The following is an 18377-nucleotide window of genomic DNA, read 5'->3' on the forward strand; positions in this document are numbered from 1 at the left end:
TCTGCTGGTGCCTGTTCTTCTCTGCTGGTGCCTGTTCTTCTCTGCTGGTGCCTGGACGGGCGCCCGGCCGCCGGGAGAGCGACGGAGACCGCTGACGATCGTTTGCGGCCCAGCCGTGCGATCAGCCCCGGTCATCGGTCCCGGTCATCAGTCCCGGTCAGGCCTCGGCCACGTTCCGGATACAGGCGAAACCCCACCTGCGACGCTATTTCAGCACCACGGCGAATCCCGTACCCAACCGGCCCACGGCAGGCGCTGCCAGCCGCCCCCGGCTGCCACCTACCGCACCTGTCTTCGGGACGGTCCGTAGCCGTCACCGCTCATCGTCCTGCCGGAACGAGCAGCGGGCGGGAACAGGCCGGCCGTCGGAAGGGCAGGCCGGAACAGGCGCCGGAAACAGGCCGGCGCCGGGAGACATCGCCGCCCGCCTGGCGACATGCCACCGGCACGGTCGAGATCCTCGCGGGCGCGCCCGGCGACACCGAAGGACCAGCGTCAAAGAAGCGGGCGCTCAGGGAGCGGACGTCCAGGGAGTGGCGGCCGAAGGAGCGGCGGCCACTCGATGATCACGAAGGGGCGGCCCCGGCACGCCGGAAGAGCATGCCGGGGCCGTCCGCGACACCCTGTACCGGTTCCCGCGCCGGCGCGCCGCAGGTGCCGCACGCGCGACCCGGCGCGCCACCGGCCCGCCTCCGCGGTGCGAGGCGGGCCGGCCCCGGCCCAACCGGTACGGCGGGGACCACCGCGACGAACCAGGCGTCGCGTGTCCCCGCCGCGTTCCCGCCGGGCTTCCGCCGGCGGGGATCGTTCCTACCGGACGAGCTCGGCGGGTACGTCGATGTGGCGAGAACGTACGTACTCGCCGAAGCCCTTCGCCTGCGGGTCGGGGCGGGTCGCCGAGGCGACCCCCTCCCCCAGCAGCCCGACGACGACGAAGTTGAGCGCGCGCAGGTTCGCCAGCTCGTACCTGTGCACCTGAAGGCCGGCGGCCTCCGGGACCAGCTCGACGAACTTCCGTGTGGTCAGCTCGGCGGCGAGCCAGGCGTAGGTGGCGTCGTCCCGGGCCCAGATGCCCACGTTCGCGTTGCCGCCCTTGTCCCCGGAGCGGGCGCCGGCCAGCCGCCCGAGCGGGACCCGCACCCGTCCGCCCGTGCCCGCCGCGGGGGTGGCTGTCGCGCCCACCGGCTCCTCCTGCGCGGCCGGGGGCTGCGGCGCCGACGGGCTGTGCTCGATGACGAGCTCGGAGCCGTCATCGAGCACGACACGCTGGGTGACGACATCCCGGGAGACGAGCGCGGGCCAGTAGACGCCGTACGCGCTCTCGCCGGTGGGCGGTGTCGTGGTGTGGAAGCCGGCGTAGCCCCCCAGCGGGAGGGCCATGGTCGCGTTCGAGAAGGAGCGCCCGACGCGTGCCGGGTCCCGGTCCTTGACCGTGACCTGCAGGTGCGCGGCCGCCAGCGCGTTGGTCTCGGCGTTGTCGTGGTCGAAACGCAGCAGCCGCACGTCGACGGCGTCGAAGGAGTCCTCGCCGCCGAGGATGTCGAACAGCTCCTGGCGGGCCCAGGCGGCCTTCTCCTCGATGTCGAGACCGGTGATGACCAGGGTCATCGTGTTGCGGTAGCCGCCGAGGTAGTTCACGGCGACCTTCAGCTTGTCCGACGGGGCGCTGCCGCGGGTGCCGCTCAGCAGCACCCGGTCCGGGCCCTGCTGCGTCAGCTCGGCGGTGTCGAAGTGGGCGACGACGTCGGGGTTGGCGTACGCGGGGCCGGCGATCTCGTAGAGCAGCTGGGCCGTGACCGTGCCGACCGAGACCAGGCCGCCGGTGTCGGCGTGCTTGGTGATGACGCTGCTGCCGTCGGCGGCCACCTCCGCGATGGGGAACCCCGGGTAGCGCCGGTCGGTGACCTCCGACAGGAACGCGTAGTTGCCGCCGCAGGCCTGCGGGCCGCACTCGATCACATGGCCGGCCGCGACCGCTCCGGCGAGCTGGTCCCAGTCGGTGCGTTCCCAGCCGTGCCACCAGGCCGCGGGGCCGACCACGAGGGACGCGTCGGTCACCCGGGGTGTCACGACGATGTCGGCGCCCGCCTCCAGCGCGGCGGCGATGCCCCAGCCGCCGAGGTAGGCGTTGGCGGTCACCGGCTGCACACCCAGCTCGGCGAGCTTGCGCCCGGTGTCTATGTTGACGAACGGCTCGCCGGCCGCCTGCAGCTCGTCGATGCGGCCCACGAGATCGTCACCGGTGACGTAGGCGACGCGGGGGGACAGGCCGAGGCGCGCGGCGAGCTCGGCCACCTTCTCGGCCAGCCCCTGGGGGTTGAGGCCGCCGGCGTTGGCGACGATCCTGATGCCGCGCTCCAGGCTGGTGGCGAGCACCTGCTCGAGCTGGGTGAGGAAGGTGCGGGCGTACCCGGCCCCGGGGTCACGGCGCCGGGCCTTCCACAGGATCAGCATCGTCAGCTCGGCGAGGTAGTCGCCGGTCAGCACGTCGATCGGGCCGCCGTCGACCATCTGCTTCGCGGCGTCGATACGGTCCCCGTAGAAACCCGAGCAGTTGGCGATGCGCACCGGACGCCGCGGTGCGCCCGGCGTGGCCGGCGTGGCCGGTACAGCCGGTGTGGTCACGTGCGGCACCATCCTTCCTGCAAGGTCGACGCGGGGGCCGACGAGAGGGCCGGCGAGAGAGCCGGACCGATGAGGGGGGCCGCGGTCACGGCTTCTCCCCGCCGCGGGGACGCCCGGGGCCCGGCGGCCCGGCGAAGACCTGGGCGATCTCGAGGAAGCGGGCCGCGGTGGCCCCGGTGGCCCGCAGGCCGAGGTCCGCGTGGTGGCGGCGCTGGGTGACCAGCAGGCAGAAGTCGAGCGCCGGGCCGGTGATGACATCGGCCGCCTCCGGCGGCCCCCACTGCCAGAGCGAGCCGTCGGGGGCGGTGAGGCTGACCCGGACCGGGCTGTCGGGCGGGGGCAGCTGCCGCACGGCGAAGCTCCAGCGGATCGTGGCGACGCCGAGGTGCGCGATGTGGCGCAGCCGGGCGGTCGGCTCGCGCCGCGCCCCCAGGGCGTCGGCGACGTCCTGCCCGTGCGCCCAGGTCTCCATCAGCCGGGCGGTGGCGGAGCTCGGGGCGCTCATCGGCGGGCCGAACCAGCGCAGCTTCGTCCCGGGCTCGACCGCCCCCAGCGTGTCCAGCAGGGCGCCGCGCGCCTGCTCGAACCAGGTGAGCAGCTCACCGCCGGAACGGTCCCGGTACCACCGGGCGACGTGCGCGGCGAAGTCGTCACCGAGATCGGTCAGCTTCTTCGCCTCGGCGTCGAAGCGGTCCGGGTCGGTCGCGGCGAGCACTGTCACGTCGTCGAAGTACGCCAGGTGGCTGACCTGGTCCTTGATGTCCCAGCCGGCGGCCGGTGTCGGCGTGCGCCAGCCGGGCTCGTCAAGGCCGCGCAGCAGAGCCGTCAGTTCCTCGGTCTCGGCTGCCAGGTCGGCCAGCAGCGGGCCGATGTCGGCGGCCATCAGCGCCCGCTCCGGGCCGGCGGGCGCCGCCAGGCCACCGGCCCGTCCGGGGCGTGGGTGACGGGTGCCGTCATGGCTGCTCACCGTCGGCGGCGAGCACGGCCAGGACATGGCCGCCGTCGACGGTCTGGCCCTGGCGCGCGTTGATCTCCACCACGACGCCGTCCTGGGGCGCGGTCACCGTGTGCTCCATCTTCATCGCTTCCAGGACCAGCACCACGTCACCGGTGGTGACGGTCGCGCCCTCCTCCACGACGACGCGGACGACCGTGCCCGGCATGGGCGCGACCAGCGAGCCCGGGGCGACGTTCGCGCCCGGCTCGACGAACCGCGGAACCTCCCGCGCCACGGTCGAGGCGCCGCGGCCGTCGAGGTGGAAGACCGCCCCGTCACGGGTCACGTACACGGTCGCGCGGACATCGTCGACGGTGATGTCGACCAGGCCGGTGTCGACGCGGTGGACCAGCGCCTCCAGCGGGCGGCCGTCCACGCTGGCCTTGACCCGGTCGCCGTACTGGCGGTAGCGGACCTCGATCGCCTTGCCGGCCACCTCCAGCACGGTGCGCTGGGGCTCGGTCGGGACGTTGCGCCACCCCGGCGGCAGGGTCGGCAGCACCGCGTTCGCCCGGCGCCGGGTGGCGGCGGTGAGGGCGGCCGCCAGCAGATGGGTCGCGAGGACGTCGTCGGGCAGGGGCGGGGTGCTCAGCGCCACCGGGTCGTGGCGGTTGAGGTACCCGGTGTCGATGGCGCCGGCGCGGAACTCCTCCTCCCGCAGGATGCCCACCAGCAGCTCACGGTTGGTGGTCACGCCGTCCACCCGGGTGCGGGCGAGGGCCCGGCCGAGGCGGCGGATGGCGTCCGCCCGGGTCGGGCCATAGGCGATGATCTTGGCGAGCATCGGGTCGTAGTGCACGCCGATCACCGACCCGTCGGTGATCCCGCTGTCGACGCGGATGCCCGTGAGCGCCGGCACCTCGAAGCGGTGCACCGTCCCGGTCGCCGGCAGGAAGCCGGCCGGGACGTCCTCGGCGTACAGCCGGACCTCGATGGCGTGCCCGTTGATGCGCGCCTGGCGCAGCTCGTCGGGCAGGGGCGCGCCCTCGGCGACCAGCAGCTGGGCGCGGACCAGGTCGAGGCCGGTGATCTCCTCGGTGACCGGGTGCTCGACCTGCAGCCGGGTGTTCACCTCGAGGAAGAAGAACTGCCCCTGCTGGTCGAGGACGAACTCCACCGTCCCGGCGCCGACGTAGCCGATCGCGTTCGCGGCGGCGACCGCGGCCGAGCCGAGGCGCTCGCGCAGCTCGTCGTCGACGGCGACCGAGGGCGCCTCCTCGATGATCTTCTGGTAGCGGCGCTGGATGGAGCACTCCCGCTCGAACAGGTGCACCGCGTTGCCGTGCTGGTCGGCGAAGATCTGCACCTCGATGTGCCGGGGGCGCTCGACGTAGTGCTCCAGGAACACCGTCGCGTTGCCGAACGCCGAGGCCGCCTCGCGCTGCGCGCCGGCGACCGCCTCCGCGAGCTCGTCGACCTGGCGGACGATGCGCATGCCGCGCCCGCCACCGCCGTAGGCGGCCTTGACCAGCAGCGGGAACGCCAGGTCCGCGGCGGCCTGGGCGAGCTGGCCGCCGTCGGCGAGCAGGTCGGAGTCGATGACCAGGCCGGGCAGGACGGGCACGCCGGCCTTGTCCATCAGCTCCTTCGCCCTGGTCTTCGACCCCATCGCGTCGATGGCGTCCGGGGGCGGCCCGATGAAGGTGATGCCGGCGGCGGCGCAGGCCCGGGCGAAGTCGGCGTTCTCCGACAGGAAGCCGTAGCCGGGGTGGATCGCGTCGGCCCCGGTGCGCTGGGCGGCGGCGATCACCAGGTCGCCGCGCAGGTACGTCTCGGTCGGGGTCGCGCCGGGCAGCCGGACCGCCTCGTCGGCCTCGCGGGCGAACGGGGCGTCGGCGTCCGGGTCGGAGAAGACCGCGACCGTGGCGATGTCCAGCTCGTGGGCGGTGCGGATGATCCTCGAGGCGATCTCACCGCGGTTGGCAATCAGCAGTTTGGTGACCACAACACTCACATCCTGAAGACGCCGTAGCCGCGGCGCCCCTCGATCGGGCCCGAATGAGCGGCGGACAGGGCGATACCGAGCACGGTGCGGGTGTCACGGGGGTCGAGGACACCGTCGTCGTAGAGCTTGCCACTCATGAAGAACGAGTGTGACTCGGCGCTGATCTGGCCTTCGATCTCCTCGCGGCGCCGGTCGTCGGCCTCCTGGTCGAACGGCCGGCCGGCCGCGGCGGCCGCGGCCTTGCCGACGATCGACAGCACGCCGGCGAGCTGGGCGGCGCCCATGACGGCGCACTTGGCGCCCACCCAGGCGAACATCAGCCGCGGGTCGTACGCCCGGCCGGACATGCCGTAGTTGCCGGCGCCGAACGAGGCGGCCATGTTGACGGTCAGGTGCGGTACGCGGCTGTTGGTGACGGCGTTGATCATCTTGGCGCCGTCCTTGATGATGCCGCCCTGCTCGTAGGCCGCGCCGACCATGTAGCCGGTGGTGTTCTGCAGGAACACCAGCGGCGTGTCGGCCTGGTTGGCCAGCAGGATGAACTCCGAGGCCTTCTTGGCCTCCTCGCTGAACAGCACGCCGTTGGCATTGGCCAGCACCCCGACCGGGAAGCCGTGGATGGAGGCCCAGCCGGTCACGATGCTCGTGCCGTAGTCCGGCTTGTACTCACCGAAACGGGAGCCGTCGACGACCCGGGCGAGCACCTCGCGTGGGTCGAAGGGGACACGGAAGTCCGACGGCGCGATCCCGAGCAGTTCCTCGGGGTCGTAGAGGGGCGGGTCGGCCGGCAGGCTCGGGCCGGGGCCGAGCTTCCGCCAGTTGATCTCGGAGAGGATGCGCCGGCCGATGCGGATCGCGTCCTGCTCGTCGACGGCGAAGTGGTCGGCGAGCCCGGAGACCCGGGCGTGCATCGCGGCACCGCCGAGGTCCTCGTCGTTCGACTCCTCGCCGGTGGCCATCTTCACCAGCGGGGGGCCGCCGAGGAACACCTTGGCCTGCTGGTCCACGAGCACGGTGTAGTCACACATGCCCGGTACGTACGCACCGCCCGCGGTGGAGTTGCCGAAGACGAGCGCGATGGTCGGAATGCCCAGCGCCGAGAGCTCGGACAGGTCGTGGAAGATCTTCCCGGCCTGGACGAACAGGTCGGCCTGGTTCGGCAGGTCGGCGCCGCCGGACTCGACGAGGTTCACCACCGGCAGCCGGTTGCGCCGGGCGATCTCGAGCGCGCGCAGCGTCTTCTTCAACGAGTAGGGGTTCATCGCGCCGCCGCGCACGGTCGGATCATGTCCGAGGATCACGACCTCGACACCGGAGACCACTCCGATGCCGGTGACGACGCTTGCCCCGACAGCGAACTCACTGCCCCAGGCGGCGAGTGTGGACAGTTCCAGGAACGGGGCGTCGCGGTCGAGCAACAGCTCGATCCGCTCACGTACCAGCAGCCGGCCCCTGTCGTGGTGCCGCTGCCGGTAACGTTCTCCACCGCCTGCCCGCGCGAGATCCAACTGGTCGTCGAGCTCGGCCAGAAACTTCAGCTGGGCCGCACGGTTGGTGCGGTACAGCTCCGAGGCGGTGTCGAGGCGGGACCGCAATGGGGTGCCTTCGACTGCCCTGGGGTGGGTGGCGACGATCGTCATGTACATCCCCTCAGTACGACCGAGGAAGGCCGAGGCTGTGCTGCGCGACGTAATTGAGAATCATTTCCCGGTTGACCGGCGCGATGCGCAGAATTCGGGCCAGCCCCCACAGCGGCACCAGACCGTACTCGACGGACATGCCGTTACCACCATGGGTCTGAATAGCCTGGTCCACCGCGGCGAGCGCGGCCTCCGCGGCGGCGTACTTCGCTATGTTCGACGGTTCTCCCGCAGGCAGGCCCTGGTCGTGCGCCCAGGCGGCCTTGCGGGTCATCAGTGCGGCGAGATCGGTTTCGATCTTCGCTTTCGCCAGCGGATGCGAGATCCCCTGGTAGGTACCGATCGGCTGGTCCCACACCTGCCGGTTGCGCGCGTAGTCGACGGCCCTGCCCAGCGCGTACCGGGCGATTCCCACGCACAGCGCGGCGCCGGTGATCCGCTCCGGGTTCAGGCCGTGGAAGACCTGCCGGAACCCGTCCCCCTCGTCGCCGACAAGCGCCTCGGAGGCAACCCGGGCGTTGTCGAAGAAGAGGGTGAACTGCCGCTCGGGAACCTGCGCGGCAACCGGCAGCGGGTGGGCGGTCAGACCGGGAGTACCGGTCGGCACGACGAACAGCGACAGGCGGGCCCGGCCGCTGGCCTCGTCGGTGCCGGTACGGGCCACCACCAGTACGGCGGCGGCGTCGTCAAAACCGGAAATGTAGTACTTCTGGCCGGTGAGGAGCCAGTCGTCGCCATCCCGGACGGCCCGGGTCGAGATCCGGTGGGTGTTCGAGCCCGCGTCGGGCTCGGTGATGGCAAAGACGATCTTGTGTGCGCCCGAGGACAGGCCCGGCAGCCAGCGCTCCTTCTGGCCGGCGCTGCCGAAACGGGCGATCACCTCGCCGGAGATCGCCGACGAGACGAGCAGGAGCAGCAGCGGGCAGCCCGCCGCCGCGCTCTCCTCGCAGACGGCGGCGAGCTCCACGATGCCGCCGCCCCCGCCGCCGTACTCCTCGGGGAGGTTCACGCCTATGAAGCCCGCTTCGGCAAGCGCCGCCCATATCTCACTGGTCGGCTTTCTGGCCTGCGAACGCTCGGTGTAGTAGGTGCCACCGAACGGTTTGGAGATCGCCGCGACCGTCTCCCGCAGAGCCCGCAGCTCCGCGTCCTCACCGAAGTCCACACCGTCTCCAAGGATTGTTCGTCAGCTCGTGGCCAGGAGCAGCGTGGTCATATCCCCTGGGTCACGGACTCGTCGGCCGCCGCCACTCGCCAGCCTTCCCCGGGCAGATGTTGTGACGGGCACGAGCTTTCCCGGTAACGCCGATAGTACGTGGACCGGGAGCGGCCGACCGCGACACAGGCCGCTGTCACACCGATCTGCGGCACCAGCACGGCCATTGCGTCCGCTATCAGCCGTTCTGCTTCTGTGAGAAGGCCGGTGTACCGACGTCGCTGGGCGCGCTCCTGGACAACGTCGCCAAGAGCGCGTGCAGTTTTCCCTGGACGTCGATCACGAGCCGGGCCTTCGCCAGCTCCTTCTCCAGTCGCCCGTTCTTCGCCCGCAGTTCGGCCAGCTCGGTGTCCCGGACATCCGCCGGCGGCCGGCCGATCGGCCGGGACAGCTCCGCCAGCGCACCGGCGTCCCGGGCCCGGCGCCACACCGCGATGTGCGCGGCGTAGAGCTGCTCCCGGCGCAGAATGGCGCCCTTCGCACCCGGTGATGTCGCCGCCTCGTACTCCGCCAGGATCGCCAGTTTGTAATCGGCGCTGAACGAGCGCTTACGCGCCCTCCCCTGCTCCCGCGGACCAGGCTGCCCCACCTGGTCACCATCAGGCAGCCGGCCGTCATCGACTGCATCCGGCCTGATGCTCAGCCCCACGGACACCGACATCCACTCCTTCCATCCTGGCTTCGTTTCCCCTCAAAGGCTTCCCGCAGAGGCTTCCCTCGAAGGCTTCCCTCAAAGGCTTCCAGCCGCGCGACACAGGCTGCGGCACGAAAAACATCACGGACATGTGCCGCCGTACTGCCCGGCGGCACGGCGTCCTGCTGTACGCATGACGGCGCTGTCACACGTACAGCGGTCTTCTTCTACGCTGCCGGTCTCCCCTATTCGTACGACGCGCCCGCGGCCGCCGCCCGTACCAGGGACTCCGGCGGGGTGAACCGCTCGCCGTAACGCTCGGCCAGCTCGTTCGCCCGCGCCACGAACCCGGCTGTCCCGCCCTTGTACTGGTTGATGTACTGGAACACCCCACCGGTCCACGAGGGGAAACCGATGCCGAACAACGAGCCGATGTTGGCATCGGGTATCGAGGTGATGACACCCTCGTCCCGCGCGCGGACGGCCTCCAGCGTCTCGGCGAACAGCAGCCGCTCCTTGAGATCCTCGAACGGGATCGCGCGGCCCGGCACCCGGAACGCCTCATGAAGGCCCGGCCACAGTCCCTGCCGGCGGCCGGAGCCGTCGTATTCGTAGAAACCGGCGCCGCCGGAACGGCCCGGCCGCCCGAACTCGTCGATCAGCCGGTCGATGACCGCCTCCGCCGCGTGCTCCTTCCAGACCCCGCCGGCGGCCTCGACCGCGGCCCTGGCCTCCTGGCGGATCTTCCTCGGCAGGGTCAGCGTGAGCTCGTCGATGAGCTGCAGCGCGCCGGCGGGATAGCCGGCCTGCAACGCGGCCTGCTCGATGCTGGCGGGCGCGATGCCGTCACCGACGGCCGCGACCGCCTCGTTGAGGAAGGCGATGATGACCCGGCTGGTGAAGAACCCACGGCTGTCGTTGACGACGATGGGCGTCTTGCGGATCTGCTGCACGAAGTCGAAGACCCTGGCCAGGGTGCGCTCCGAGGTGCGCTCACCCTTGATGATCTCGACCAGGGCCATCCGGTCGACCGGCGAGAAGAAGTGGATGCCGATGAAGTCCTCCGGCCGCTGGACCCCCTGCGCCAGCAGGGTGATCGGCAGGGTCGAGGTGTTCGACCCGAGGACCGCGTCCGGGTCGACGATCTCCTCGATCTCGCCGAAGACCTTGTGCTTGAGCTCGGCGCTCTCGAAGACCGCCTCGACGACGAAGTCGACCCCGGCGAAGTCGGCCGGGTCCTCCGTCGGCAGGATGCGGCCGAGTACCGCGTCCGCCTGCTCCTGCGAGGTCTTCCCCTTGGCCACCGCCCTGGAGAGGGTCTTCTCCACACCGGCCTTGCCACGCTCGGCGGCGGCGAGGCTGACGTCCTTGAGGACCACCTCGATCCCGGCCTTCGCCGCCGCGTAGGCGATGCCCGCGCCCATCATCCCGGCCCCGAGGACACCGACCTTGCGCGCCTGGAAGCGGTCGAACCCGGCCGGCCGGCTGCCACCGGCCTTGATGTGCTGGGTGTCGAAGAAGAACGCCTGGATCAGGTTCTTGGCCACCTGGCCGGTGGCCAGGTGGATCAGGTACCGGGTCTCGATCAGCGACGCCGTGTCGACGTCGACCTGCGCGCCCTCCACGGCGGCGGCGACGATGGCCCGCGGCGCCTGCAGCGGCGAGCCGCCGAGCTGGGCGCGCAGCTTGGCCGTCAGGCTGGGCAGGACTGGCGCCAGCGACGGGGAGTCCGGCGCCCCACCGGGGATCTGGAAGCCCTTGACGTCCCACGGCTGACGCGCCTCGGGGTTCTTCTGGATCCATTCCTTGGCCCGGGGGAGCAGCTCGGGGATGCTCGCCACGACCTCGTCGACCAGGCCGGCCTCGAGGGCGTCGGCCGGGCTGAACCGGGTGCCGGGCAGCAGCACCTTGTTCAGGGCGTCGACGACGCCGAGGGTGCGCACGGTCCGTACCACCCCGCCGCAGCCGGGCAGCAGCCCGAGCCCGACCTCGGGCAGGCCGATCTGGTTGCCCGGGACGTCGGCGGCGATCCGGTGGTGGGTGGCCAGCCCGAGCTCGAGGCCGCCGCCGAGGGCGGCGCCGTTGAAGGCGGCCACGACCGGCCGGTCGAAGGTCTCCAGGGCGCGCAGCAGCCCCTTGATCCGGTTGAGGTGCGCCGTGAACTCCGCGGCGTCCTCCTTGCGCAGCGCCTTGAGCTCGTTGAGGTTGCCGCCGGCGAAGAAGGTCTTCTTCGCGGACGTGAGAACGACGCCGGTGATCGTCTCCTTCTCCCGCCCGAGCCTGTCGACGGCCGCCTGCAACGACTCGACGAAGTCCCGGTTGAGGGTGTTCGCCGAAGCCTGCGGGTCATCCAGGGTCAGCACGACGACGCCGTCGGGGTCCTGCGCCCACTGGATGGTTTCTGTGTACGCCATAGTCGGTCCACCCGTATCCGTCGACATGATCACACGCGCTCGATGATCGTGGCCACGCCCATACCGCCGCCGATGCACAGCGTGATGAGCCCTCGGCGCTGCTCCCTGCGCTCGAGCTCGTCGAGCACGGTGGAGACCAGCATCCCGCCGGTGGCACCGAGCGGGTGCCCCATCGCGATCGCCCCGCCGTTGACGTTCACGTTCTCCTCGGGGATCTTCAGATCCCTGACCCACTTGAGCACCACCGACGCGAAGGCCTCGTTGAGCTCGAAGATGTCGATGTCGTCCAGGGTCAGCCCGGCGGTGGCAAGCACCTTCTCCGTCGCCGGCTTCGGCCCGGTCAGCATGATGGTCGGGTCGGAGCCGCTGATCGCGGTGGCGACGACCCTGCCGCGCGGTGTCAGGCCGAGGTCCCGGCCCGCCTGCTCGCTGCCGATGAGCAACAGCGACGCGCCGTCGACGATGCCCGAGGAGTTCCCCCCGGTGTGGACGTGGTTGATCTTCTCGACCTCGTGGTACTTCTGCAGCGCGACGGCGTCGAACCCGCCCGAGCGGCCGAGCCCCTCGAAGGACGGCTTCAGCGCGCCGAGGGACTCCACCGTCGAGCTGGGCCGGCGGTGCTCGTCGTGGTCGAGGATCACGACGCCGTTGACATCCCTGACCGGTACCACCGAGCGCGCGAAGTAGCCGTTGCGCCAGGCCGTGTCCGCGAGCTCCTGCGAGCGCACGGCGTACGCGTCCACGTCCTCGCGGCTGAAGCCCTCGATGGTGGCGATCAGGTCGGCGCCGATGCCCTGCGGGACGAAGTAGTGGTCGTAGGTCGTGACCGGGTCGTTGAACAGCGGGCCGCCGTCGGAGAGGATCCCCACCCGCGACATCGACTCGACGCCACCGGCGAGGACCAGCCGGTCCCAGCCCGAGCGTACCTTCTGGGCCGCGATGTTGGTCGCTTCCAGGCCCGAGGCGCAGAAACGGTTGACCTGTATCCCGCCCACCGTGTCCGGCAGGCCGGCGGCGATCGCCGCCGCCTTCGCGATGTCACCGCCCTGGTCCCCGATCGGGGAGACAACCCCCAGGACCACGTCGTCGACGTAGGCCGGGTCCAGCTGCGGAAGCCGCTGCTTGACCTCGTCGATGAGGCCTACTACGAGGTCCAGCGGCTTCGTGCCATGCAGCGCCCCTTTCTTTCCCTTTCCTCGAGGGGTCCGAACCGCCTCGTAGATGTACGCCTCGGCTGACACGATCAGGTTCCCTTCCTGGGATGTCGCCGGCACCGCCGACGGCAGTCACGCGTGCCGGCCTGCGCCGGCCGGGCCCGCCGTCGGCACCGGCGCGCGGTGCCGACGGGGCGCCGGCACCGCGCTGGTTCCTTCAGGCCCGTCACTTATGCGGGCGGCGTCCCGAGTACCAGGGCGAACGCCGCCCGGTTCTCCAGCCCGCCGCTGCGGTCGACCGTGATGTACTTCTGCTCGGTGTAGGCGTCGAGCGCGTTCGGGCCGCCCTCGCGTCCCAGACCGCTCTGCTTGTAGCCACCGAACGGGTAGGCCGGGTTGATCACGTGCCAGTCGTTGACGTAGACCATGCCGGCTTCCAGCTGCCGGGCCACCTCCAGCGCCCGGGACTCGTCACGCCCCCACACGCCGGCCGACAGGCCGTAGTTCGTGTCGTTGGCGATCTTGACGGCCTCGTCCACGGAGTCGTAGGTCAGCACCGTCAGCACCGGGCCGAAGACCTCTTCGCGGGCGATGCGCTGGTCGTTGGTGACGTCCGTGACGATGGTCGGCTCCACCCAGTTCCCGACGGCGAACTCCGGCCCCTGCGGCACCCCGCCGCCGAGCGCGATGGTGGCTCCCTCGGCCCGGGCGGACTCGATGTAGCCCAGGACGCGGTCCCGCTGCCGCTTGCTGATCAGCGGGCCGACGTCGGTGGCGAGGTCCAGCGGGTTGCCGAGCTTGAGGGTCTTCGCCCGCTCCACCAGCCTGGTGAGGAACTGCTCCTTCAGGCTGTTCGGCACCAGCAGCCTGGTTCCCGCCTCGCAGGCCTGCCCGTTGTTGGCCAGGGCCGCGAACAGCGCCCCGTCGACGGCCAGCGGCACGTCCGCGTCGTCGAGGACGATGTTCGGCCCCTTGCCGCCGAGCTCGAGGGTGACCCGCTTGACCGTGTCGGCGGACTTGCCCAGGATGCTCTTGCCCACCTCGGTGGAGCCGGTGAAGGCCACCTTGCGGACGTCCGGGTGGCCGCTGAGGTGGGCGCCCACCGGGTCGCCGTCGCCGGTGACGATGTTCAGCACGCCCTTGGGCAGGCCGGCGGCCTCGAACTCCTTGACCAGCTCGAGCGCCACCAGCGGCGAGTGCTCGTCGGGCTTGAGCACGACGGTGTTGCCCGCGGCCAGCGCCGGGCCGACCTTCCAGACGATGACCAGCAGCGGGATGTTCCACGGCACGATCGCGGCCACCACGCCCAGCGGCTCGCGGCGCAGCACGCCCACGGCCGGGAGCGGCCCGATCTCCGGCCCGCTCTTCTCGAACTCGTAGGTCGTCGCGAGGTCGGCGATATAGCGCAGCTGGGCGATGGACAGGCCGAGGTGCAGGGCCCCGGTGACGCGGATCGTCGCGCCGTTCTCCCGGGTCTGCAGGGCCGCCAGCTCCTGGAGACGCTTCTCCAGGTTGTCCGCGACCGCGTGCAGCAGCGCGGCGCGCTCCTGCGGCGGGGTGCGCCGCCACTGCCCCGCCTCGTGCGCGGCCCTGGCGGCGGCGACCGCCCGGTCGACGTCGCCGGTCCCGCCCTTGGCGACCGTCGCCACCAGCTCGTCCGTCGCGGGACTGCGAATCTCGTACTTCTCGGCGGAGTCGACCCACTCTCCGTCGATGAACAACCCGTAATGCGGTACGGACACCTTGTCCTCCTTTGGACGCGGATGGCTTGCGATGACGACCGGCCAGGCTAGTCCAGCGACCGGATGCGCCGATACCTGCTCCGGTAGTAGAGGAGCGGATCGCGCTCCCCGGGGGTCTGGAGGGACTCCACGTGGCAGGTGACGATGTGGTGGTCACCGCCGTCGTAGACGGTGGCGATCCGGGCACCGATGTGGGCGACGGCGCTGTCCAGCGCCGGCGCGCCGTTGGGCAGCAGCGTCCAGCCGACGCCGGCGAACTTGTCCGTGCCGCTGCGCGCGAACCCGTTGCTGAGCTCGTCCTGCCCCTCGCTCAGAATGTTGATGCACAGGTTTCCCGCCGCCGCCACCGCGGGCCAGGACGTGGACGACTTGGCCGGGCAGAACAGCACCAGCGGTGGCTGCAGGGACAGCGACGTGAACGACTGGCAGGTCAGGCCGGCCGGCTGGTCCCCGGCGACCGCCGTCACAACGACGACCCCGCTCGCGAAGCGTGAAAGGACCTCGCGAAAATGGGCGGGGTCCACCAGGGGAGCCTCCGGGGCGGGATGGCCGGTACGGCTTTGAGAACTCATCGTCATTCCCATGGCTTAGGGGCTCTTCCTCGTCTCGCGCCGATCGGTCCGGCGTTCGTCCTGGTCACGGGGCCAGGGCGAACGCCGGCCGGCGGGCGGTGGAATTACCCGATCTGACGGGCCCGACCGGCCCAGTAGGGCGCGCGAATCGTTTTCTTGTCGACCTTCCCGGCCGGGTTGACCGGCAGTTGGTCGGTGAACTCTATCGATTTGGGCGCGGGCACACTGCCCAGCTCGCGCTTGACGTGGTTTATCAGCTCGCTCTCGTCGGCCTGCTGCCCGGACCGGGTGACCACGACGGCGTGCACGGCCTCGCCCCACTTCGGGTGCGGGATACCGAAAACAGCCGCCTGGGCGACCGCCGGATGGGTCAGCAGCACGTCCTCCACCTGCCGCGGGAAGACGTTGAAGCCACCGCTGACCACCAGGTCCTTCTTGCGGTCGACGATGTAGAGGAAGCCGTCCTCGTCGAAGTAGCCGATGTCCCCGGTGTGCACCCAGCCGTCGCGCAGCGCCTCCGAGTTACGCGAGGCGTCGACGTAGGTGAGCATCTGGCCGAGCTGCTTGGAGGTGACCTCGCCGACCTCGCCGACGGGCAGCGGGCGGTCGTCGTCGTCCTGGATGGTCACCGCCACGTACGGCAGGGGCCGCCCGGCCGACGCCAGCCGCTTGATGTCCTGCTCGGTGTCCACCCGGTGGTCCTGCTTGCGCAGGCTGGAGACGTACCCCGGCTCGGTGCCGGCGTAGGCCTGGATGAAGATCGGGCCGAACACGTCGAGCGCCTCACGCAGCCGCTCCGGAGCGATCGGGGCACCCGCGTAGACGATGGTGTTGAGCGACGAGAGGTCGAACTTCTTCCGGTCCGGGTGGTCGAGCAGCAGGTAGATGATGGTCGGGACCAGGGCCGTGGCCGTCACCTTCTCCTTCTCGATCCTCTCGAGCAGGGTGTTGACGTCCAGCCCCGGCAGCATCACGTTCGTGCCGCCGCGCAGGAAGGTCGGCAGCACGAAGATCTGGGTGAAGTGGGTCAGCGGAGCGCCGTGGGCGAAGATCTCACCGGGCCGGATGTCACCGATCTCCAGGCCGGCGGTGATGCTGTAGTGCGCCCAGGTGAAGTGGGAGTTGATCACACCCTTCGGCTCACCGGTGCTGCCGGAGGTGAACAGCACGTATGCCTCGTCGTGCTCGTCGATCTCCACCGAGGGGAGCGTGTCCGGCTGCGCCTCGAAGTGCTTCGCGTAGTCGAGGACACCGGCGACGGTCGTCTCCGCGGGCCCGCGGCCGTCGTCGAGCCGGATGACGTGGCGCAGCTCGGGCAGCCCGGCCACCACCTCGGCGACGGTCGAGTCGAACTGCGCGTGGTAGATGAGCGTGGTCGCGTCGGCCTGCTTCAGGTTGCTGCGGTGGCCGGCGGCGGCGGCCCGGGTGGGCAGCTGCACCAGCACCGCTCCGGCCTTCCAGATGCCGTGCTGGCTCGGGATGAACTCCAGGACGTTGGGCAGGAGCAGGCCGACCCGCTCCCCCTTGCCTACCCCTAACGCGATGAGCCCGTTCGCGACCCGGTTGGCCCACTGCTGTGTCTGCCGGTATGTCAGCCGGCGATCACCATCGATGATCGCCGTTGAGTCGGCGTAATACAGGGTGACCCGGTCGAAAACCGTTGGCAGCGTGCCCCACATGCGTGCTCTACCTCCACTTTCTGGAAATGCCGTCCGCTGCCGCCGGTAGCAGCAGGTCCTGGGCCTGCTGGTATTCGCGGGCAAGCCGCTCCGCCAGCTTCGGGATGTCGAGAACCTCGTCGATGCCGGACACCGAGTGGCCAGCCGCCCAGACGTTGCGCTGGGCGAGCAGCCGGTCCTGGGCGAAACCGGGAGAAGCCTCGCCGGCCGCCCCGGCGGGTGGGGCCGGCGTGATGTCCTGAGCCTCAAGCCAGCTTCTGAGTACGTTGGCCTGCAAGCCGCTGACCTGCACCGATGTGGTGACGTCATCGAGGGTGGCCTCGACGACGGCCTGCCGGTACGCATCGGAGGCCAGGCTCTCGGTGGTGGCGATGAACCGGGTGCCGAGATAGGCCAGGTCGGCGCCGGCGGCGCGGGCGGCCAGCACGCTGTAGCCGTCGCTGATGCCGCCGGCCAGGACCAGGATCCCGTCGTAGTCACTCCGCAGGGCCCGTACGAAGGAGAGCGGGTTGGCCCACCCGGTCTGCCCACCGGCGCCGGCGGACAGCAGCACCAGGCCGTCCACCCCGGCTTCGATCGCCTTGTGGGCATGGCGTATGCTCGCCACGTCCGCCAGCACCAGGATGCCGGCGTCGTGCAGCGGCCCGACCACCGCCGAGGGCGAGCCGACGCTGGTGATGACGATCTCCGGGCGGTGCCGCAGCAGGCTGTCCAGGTCGCTGGCGAGCCGCGCGTTGGAACGGTGCACGACGAGGTTGGCACCCACCGGAGCGGCCGGCGCGGACTCGTCGGCCCTTGTCGCCGCTGTGATGCGCGCCAGCCATTCGTCCAGCTCATCGGCGCTTTTCGCGTTGTGGGTGGGGAAAGTGCCGATGATACCGTTCACGGCGGCGGCGATCACAAGATCGGGGCCTGACACGTCGGTCATCGGCGCCGCCACCGCCGGCAGCCTCAGCCGTTGGTGCCATTCGTGCGGTAATGTCACCGGTACCTCCACGATCGGCGAAGCGCTGTCAACTCCGGCCCGCCTGTTCAGGCCGAAGAAGCGGGGTCGGCATCCTTCTCCCAGGAGTACGTCGTGGGGGCCGGCGACCCGATCCGCTGAAATACCGGGGCGTCGTTCCAGGTGGTCGGCTCACCGTCAATTCTGCCGTCGGTGCCGGTCAGCCGCCAGGCTTGGTCCCGGCAGGCCTGATCCCGGGCGGGGGGATTCTCGCCGCCGGTTGACGGGTCCTGGTATCCACTGCCGCTGCCCTGGTATCCGCTGCCCTGGTATCCGGCACGATGCCCACCGTCCTGCCGCCACAGGACCGTCACGGACGGTGACTCGTTCCCCCTGGTGGTCGTGACCGCCTCAAGAACCTCGAAGCGAGCGCCTTCCGGACCGCTGTCGGTGTCCCGCTCCGGGTACGCGGCCAGCCGCTCACGAAGGCCGGCGGCGCCGGCGGCCGGGCCGTGCTCCGAACCGGCCGTCCAGTCCCCGTCGTACCGGACGTCGTCCGTGTACAGCGAGATCGCCACGTCGGTGTCACTCGTGATCCCCCGCGCCCACTGTTCGGCCTGTTCGGTGACTCGGCTCATCGACGCACTCCGTTCCGATCCCGGTTGGCCCGACCAGGGCCAGGCGACGGTCACACCCACGAGCGCCAGGCCGGCAAAGCCGGGACAGGCCGGCTCCGCCGGGCCGAGGGGCACGATCAAGCTTTTCCTGCGTACCGCGGTCCCGGAAAATCCGGGAAAGCTCAAGAAAGAGACTGTC

The 18377-nt window shown here is 70.8% G+C and carries 13 protein-coding genes; all 13 read right to left on the reverse strand.

Going from position 1 to position 18377, the window contains the following annotated elements:
* Nucleotides 1–810 precede the first annotated feature (810 nt).
* On the reverse strand, nt 811–2637 hold the full coding sequence (locus AC5LSR_RS00405) for an acyclic terpene utilization AtuA family protein (RefSeq protein ID WP_445548351.1): 1827 nt from the start codon (nt 2635–2637) through the stop codon (nt 811–813).
* Between the two features lie 73 nt (nt 2638–2710).
* Complete coding sequence (locus AC5LSR_RS00410; RefSeq protein ID WP_250282569.1) at nt 2711–3592, reverse strand: TIGR03084 family metal-binding protein; 882 nt, start codon at nt 3590–3592, stop codon at nt 2711–2713.
* Nucleotides 3579–5567 carry an ATP-binding protein gene (locus AC5LSR_RS00415; RefSeq protein WP_250282571.1) on the reverse strand — a complete coding sequence of 663 codons (1989 nt, stop codon included), beginning with the start codon at nt 5565–5567 and terminating at the stop codon, nt 3579–3581. The genes AC5LSR_RS00410 and AC5LSR_RS00415 overlap by 14 nt, the downstream gene beginning before the upstream one ends.
* Nucleotides 5568–5572: 5 nt before the next feature.
* Nucleotides 5573–7207, reverse strand: a complete 1635-nt coding sequence (locus AC5LSR_RS00420; protein WP_250282573.1) for an acyl-CoA carboxylase subunit beta — start codon at nt 7205–7207, stop codon at nt 5573–5575.
* 10 nt (nt 7208–7217) lie between these two features.
* Nucleotides 7218–8372, reverse strand: coding sequence for an acyl-CoA dehydrogenase family protein (locus tag AC5LSR_RS00425; protein WP_250282575.1), 1155 nt, complete (start codon nt 8370–8372; stop codon nt 7218–7220).
* A gap of 229 nt (nt 8373–8601) precedes the next feature.
* Entirely contained in the window at nt 8602–9012 is a 411-nt protein-coding gene (locus AC5LSR_RS00430; protein WP_250282577.1) for a hypothetical protein, read from the reverse strand.
* Between the two features lie 290 nt (nt 9013–9302).
* The gene (locus tag AC5LSR_RS00435; RefSeq protein ID WP_250282578.1) at nt 9303–11471 is read right to left on the reverse strand and encodes a 3-hydroxyacyl-CoA dehydrogenase NAD-binding domain-containing protein; all 2169 of its coding nucleotides are present in this window, start codon (nt 11469–11471) and stop codon (nt 9303–9305) included.
* 29 nt (nt 11472–11500) lie between these two features.
* Nucleotides 11501–12712 carry an acetyl-CoA C-acetyltransferase gene (locus AC5LSR_RS00440; RefSeq protein WP_250282580.1) on the reverse strand — a complete coding sequence of 404 codons (1212 nt, stop codon included), beginning with the start codon at nt 12710–12712 and terminating at the stop codon, nt 11501–11503.
* A 143-nt stretch (nt 12713–12855) separates the two neighbouring features.
* Complete coding sequence (locus tag AC5LSR_RS00445; RefSeq protein ID WP_250282582.1) at nt 12856–14367, reverse strand: aldehyde dehydrogenase family protein; 1512 nt, start codon at nt 14365–14367, stop codon at nt 12856–12858.
* Between the two features lie 47 nt (nt 14368–14414).
* Nucleotides 14415–14939, reverse strand: a complete 525-nt coding sequence (locus tag AC5LSR_RS00450) for a flavin reductase family protein (RefSeq protein WP_250282584.1) — start codon at nt 14937–14939, stop codon at nt 14415–14417.
* Between the two features lie 104 nt (nt 14940–15043).
* Nucleotides 15044–16618, reverse strand: a complete 1575-nt coding sequence (locus AC5LSR_RS00455; RefSeq protein WP_250282587.1) for an AMP-binding protein — start codon at nt 16616–16618, stop codon at nt 15044–15046.
* 7 nt (nt 16619–16625) lie between these two features.
* Complete coding sequence (locus AC5LSR_RS00460) at nt 16626–17615, reverse strand: NAD(P)H-dependent flavin oxidoreductase (protein WP_493468053.1); 990 nt, start codon at nt 17613–17615, stop codon at nt 16626–16628.
* A 35-nt stretch (nt 17616–17650) separates the two neighbouring features.
* Nucleotides 17651–18199, reverse strand: coding sequence for a hypothetical protein (locus AC5LSR_RS00465; protein WP_250282591.1), 549 nt, complete (start codon nt 18197–18199; stop codon nt 17651–17653).
* Nucleotides 18200–18377: the final 178 nt, after the last annotated feature.

Source organism: Protofrankia sp. CiP1_Cm_nod4, from assembly GCF_982290645.1.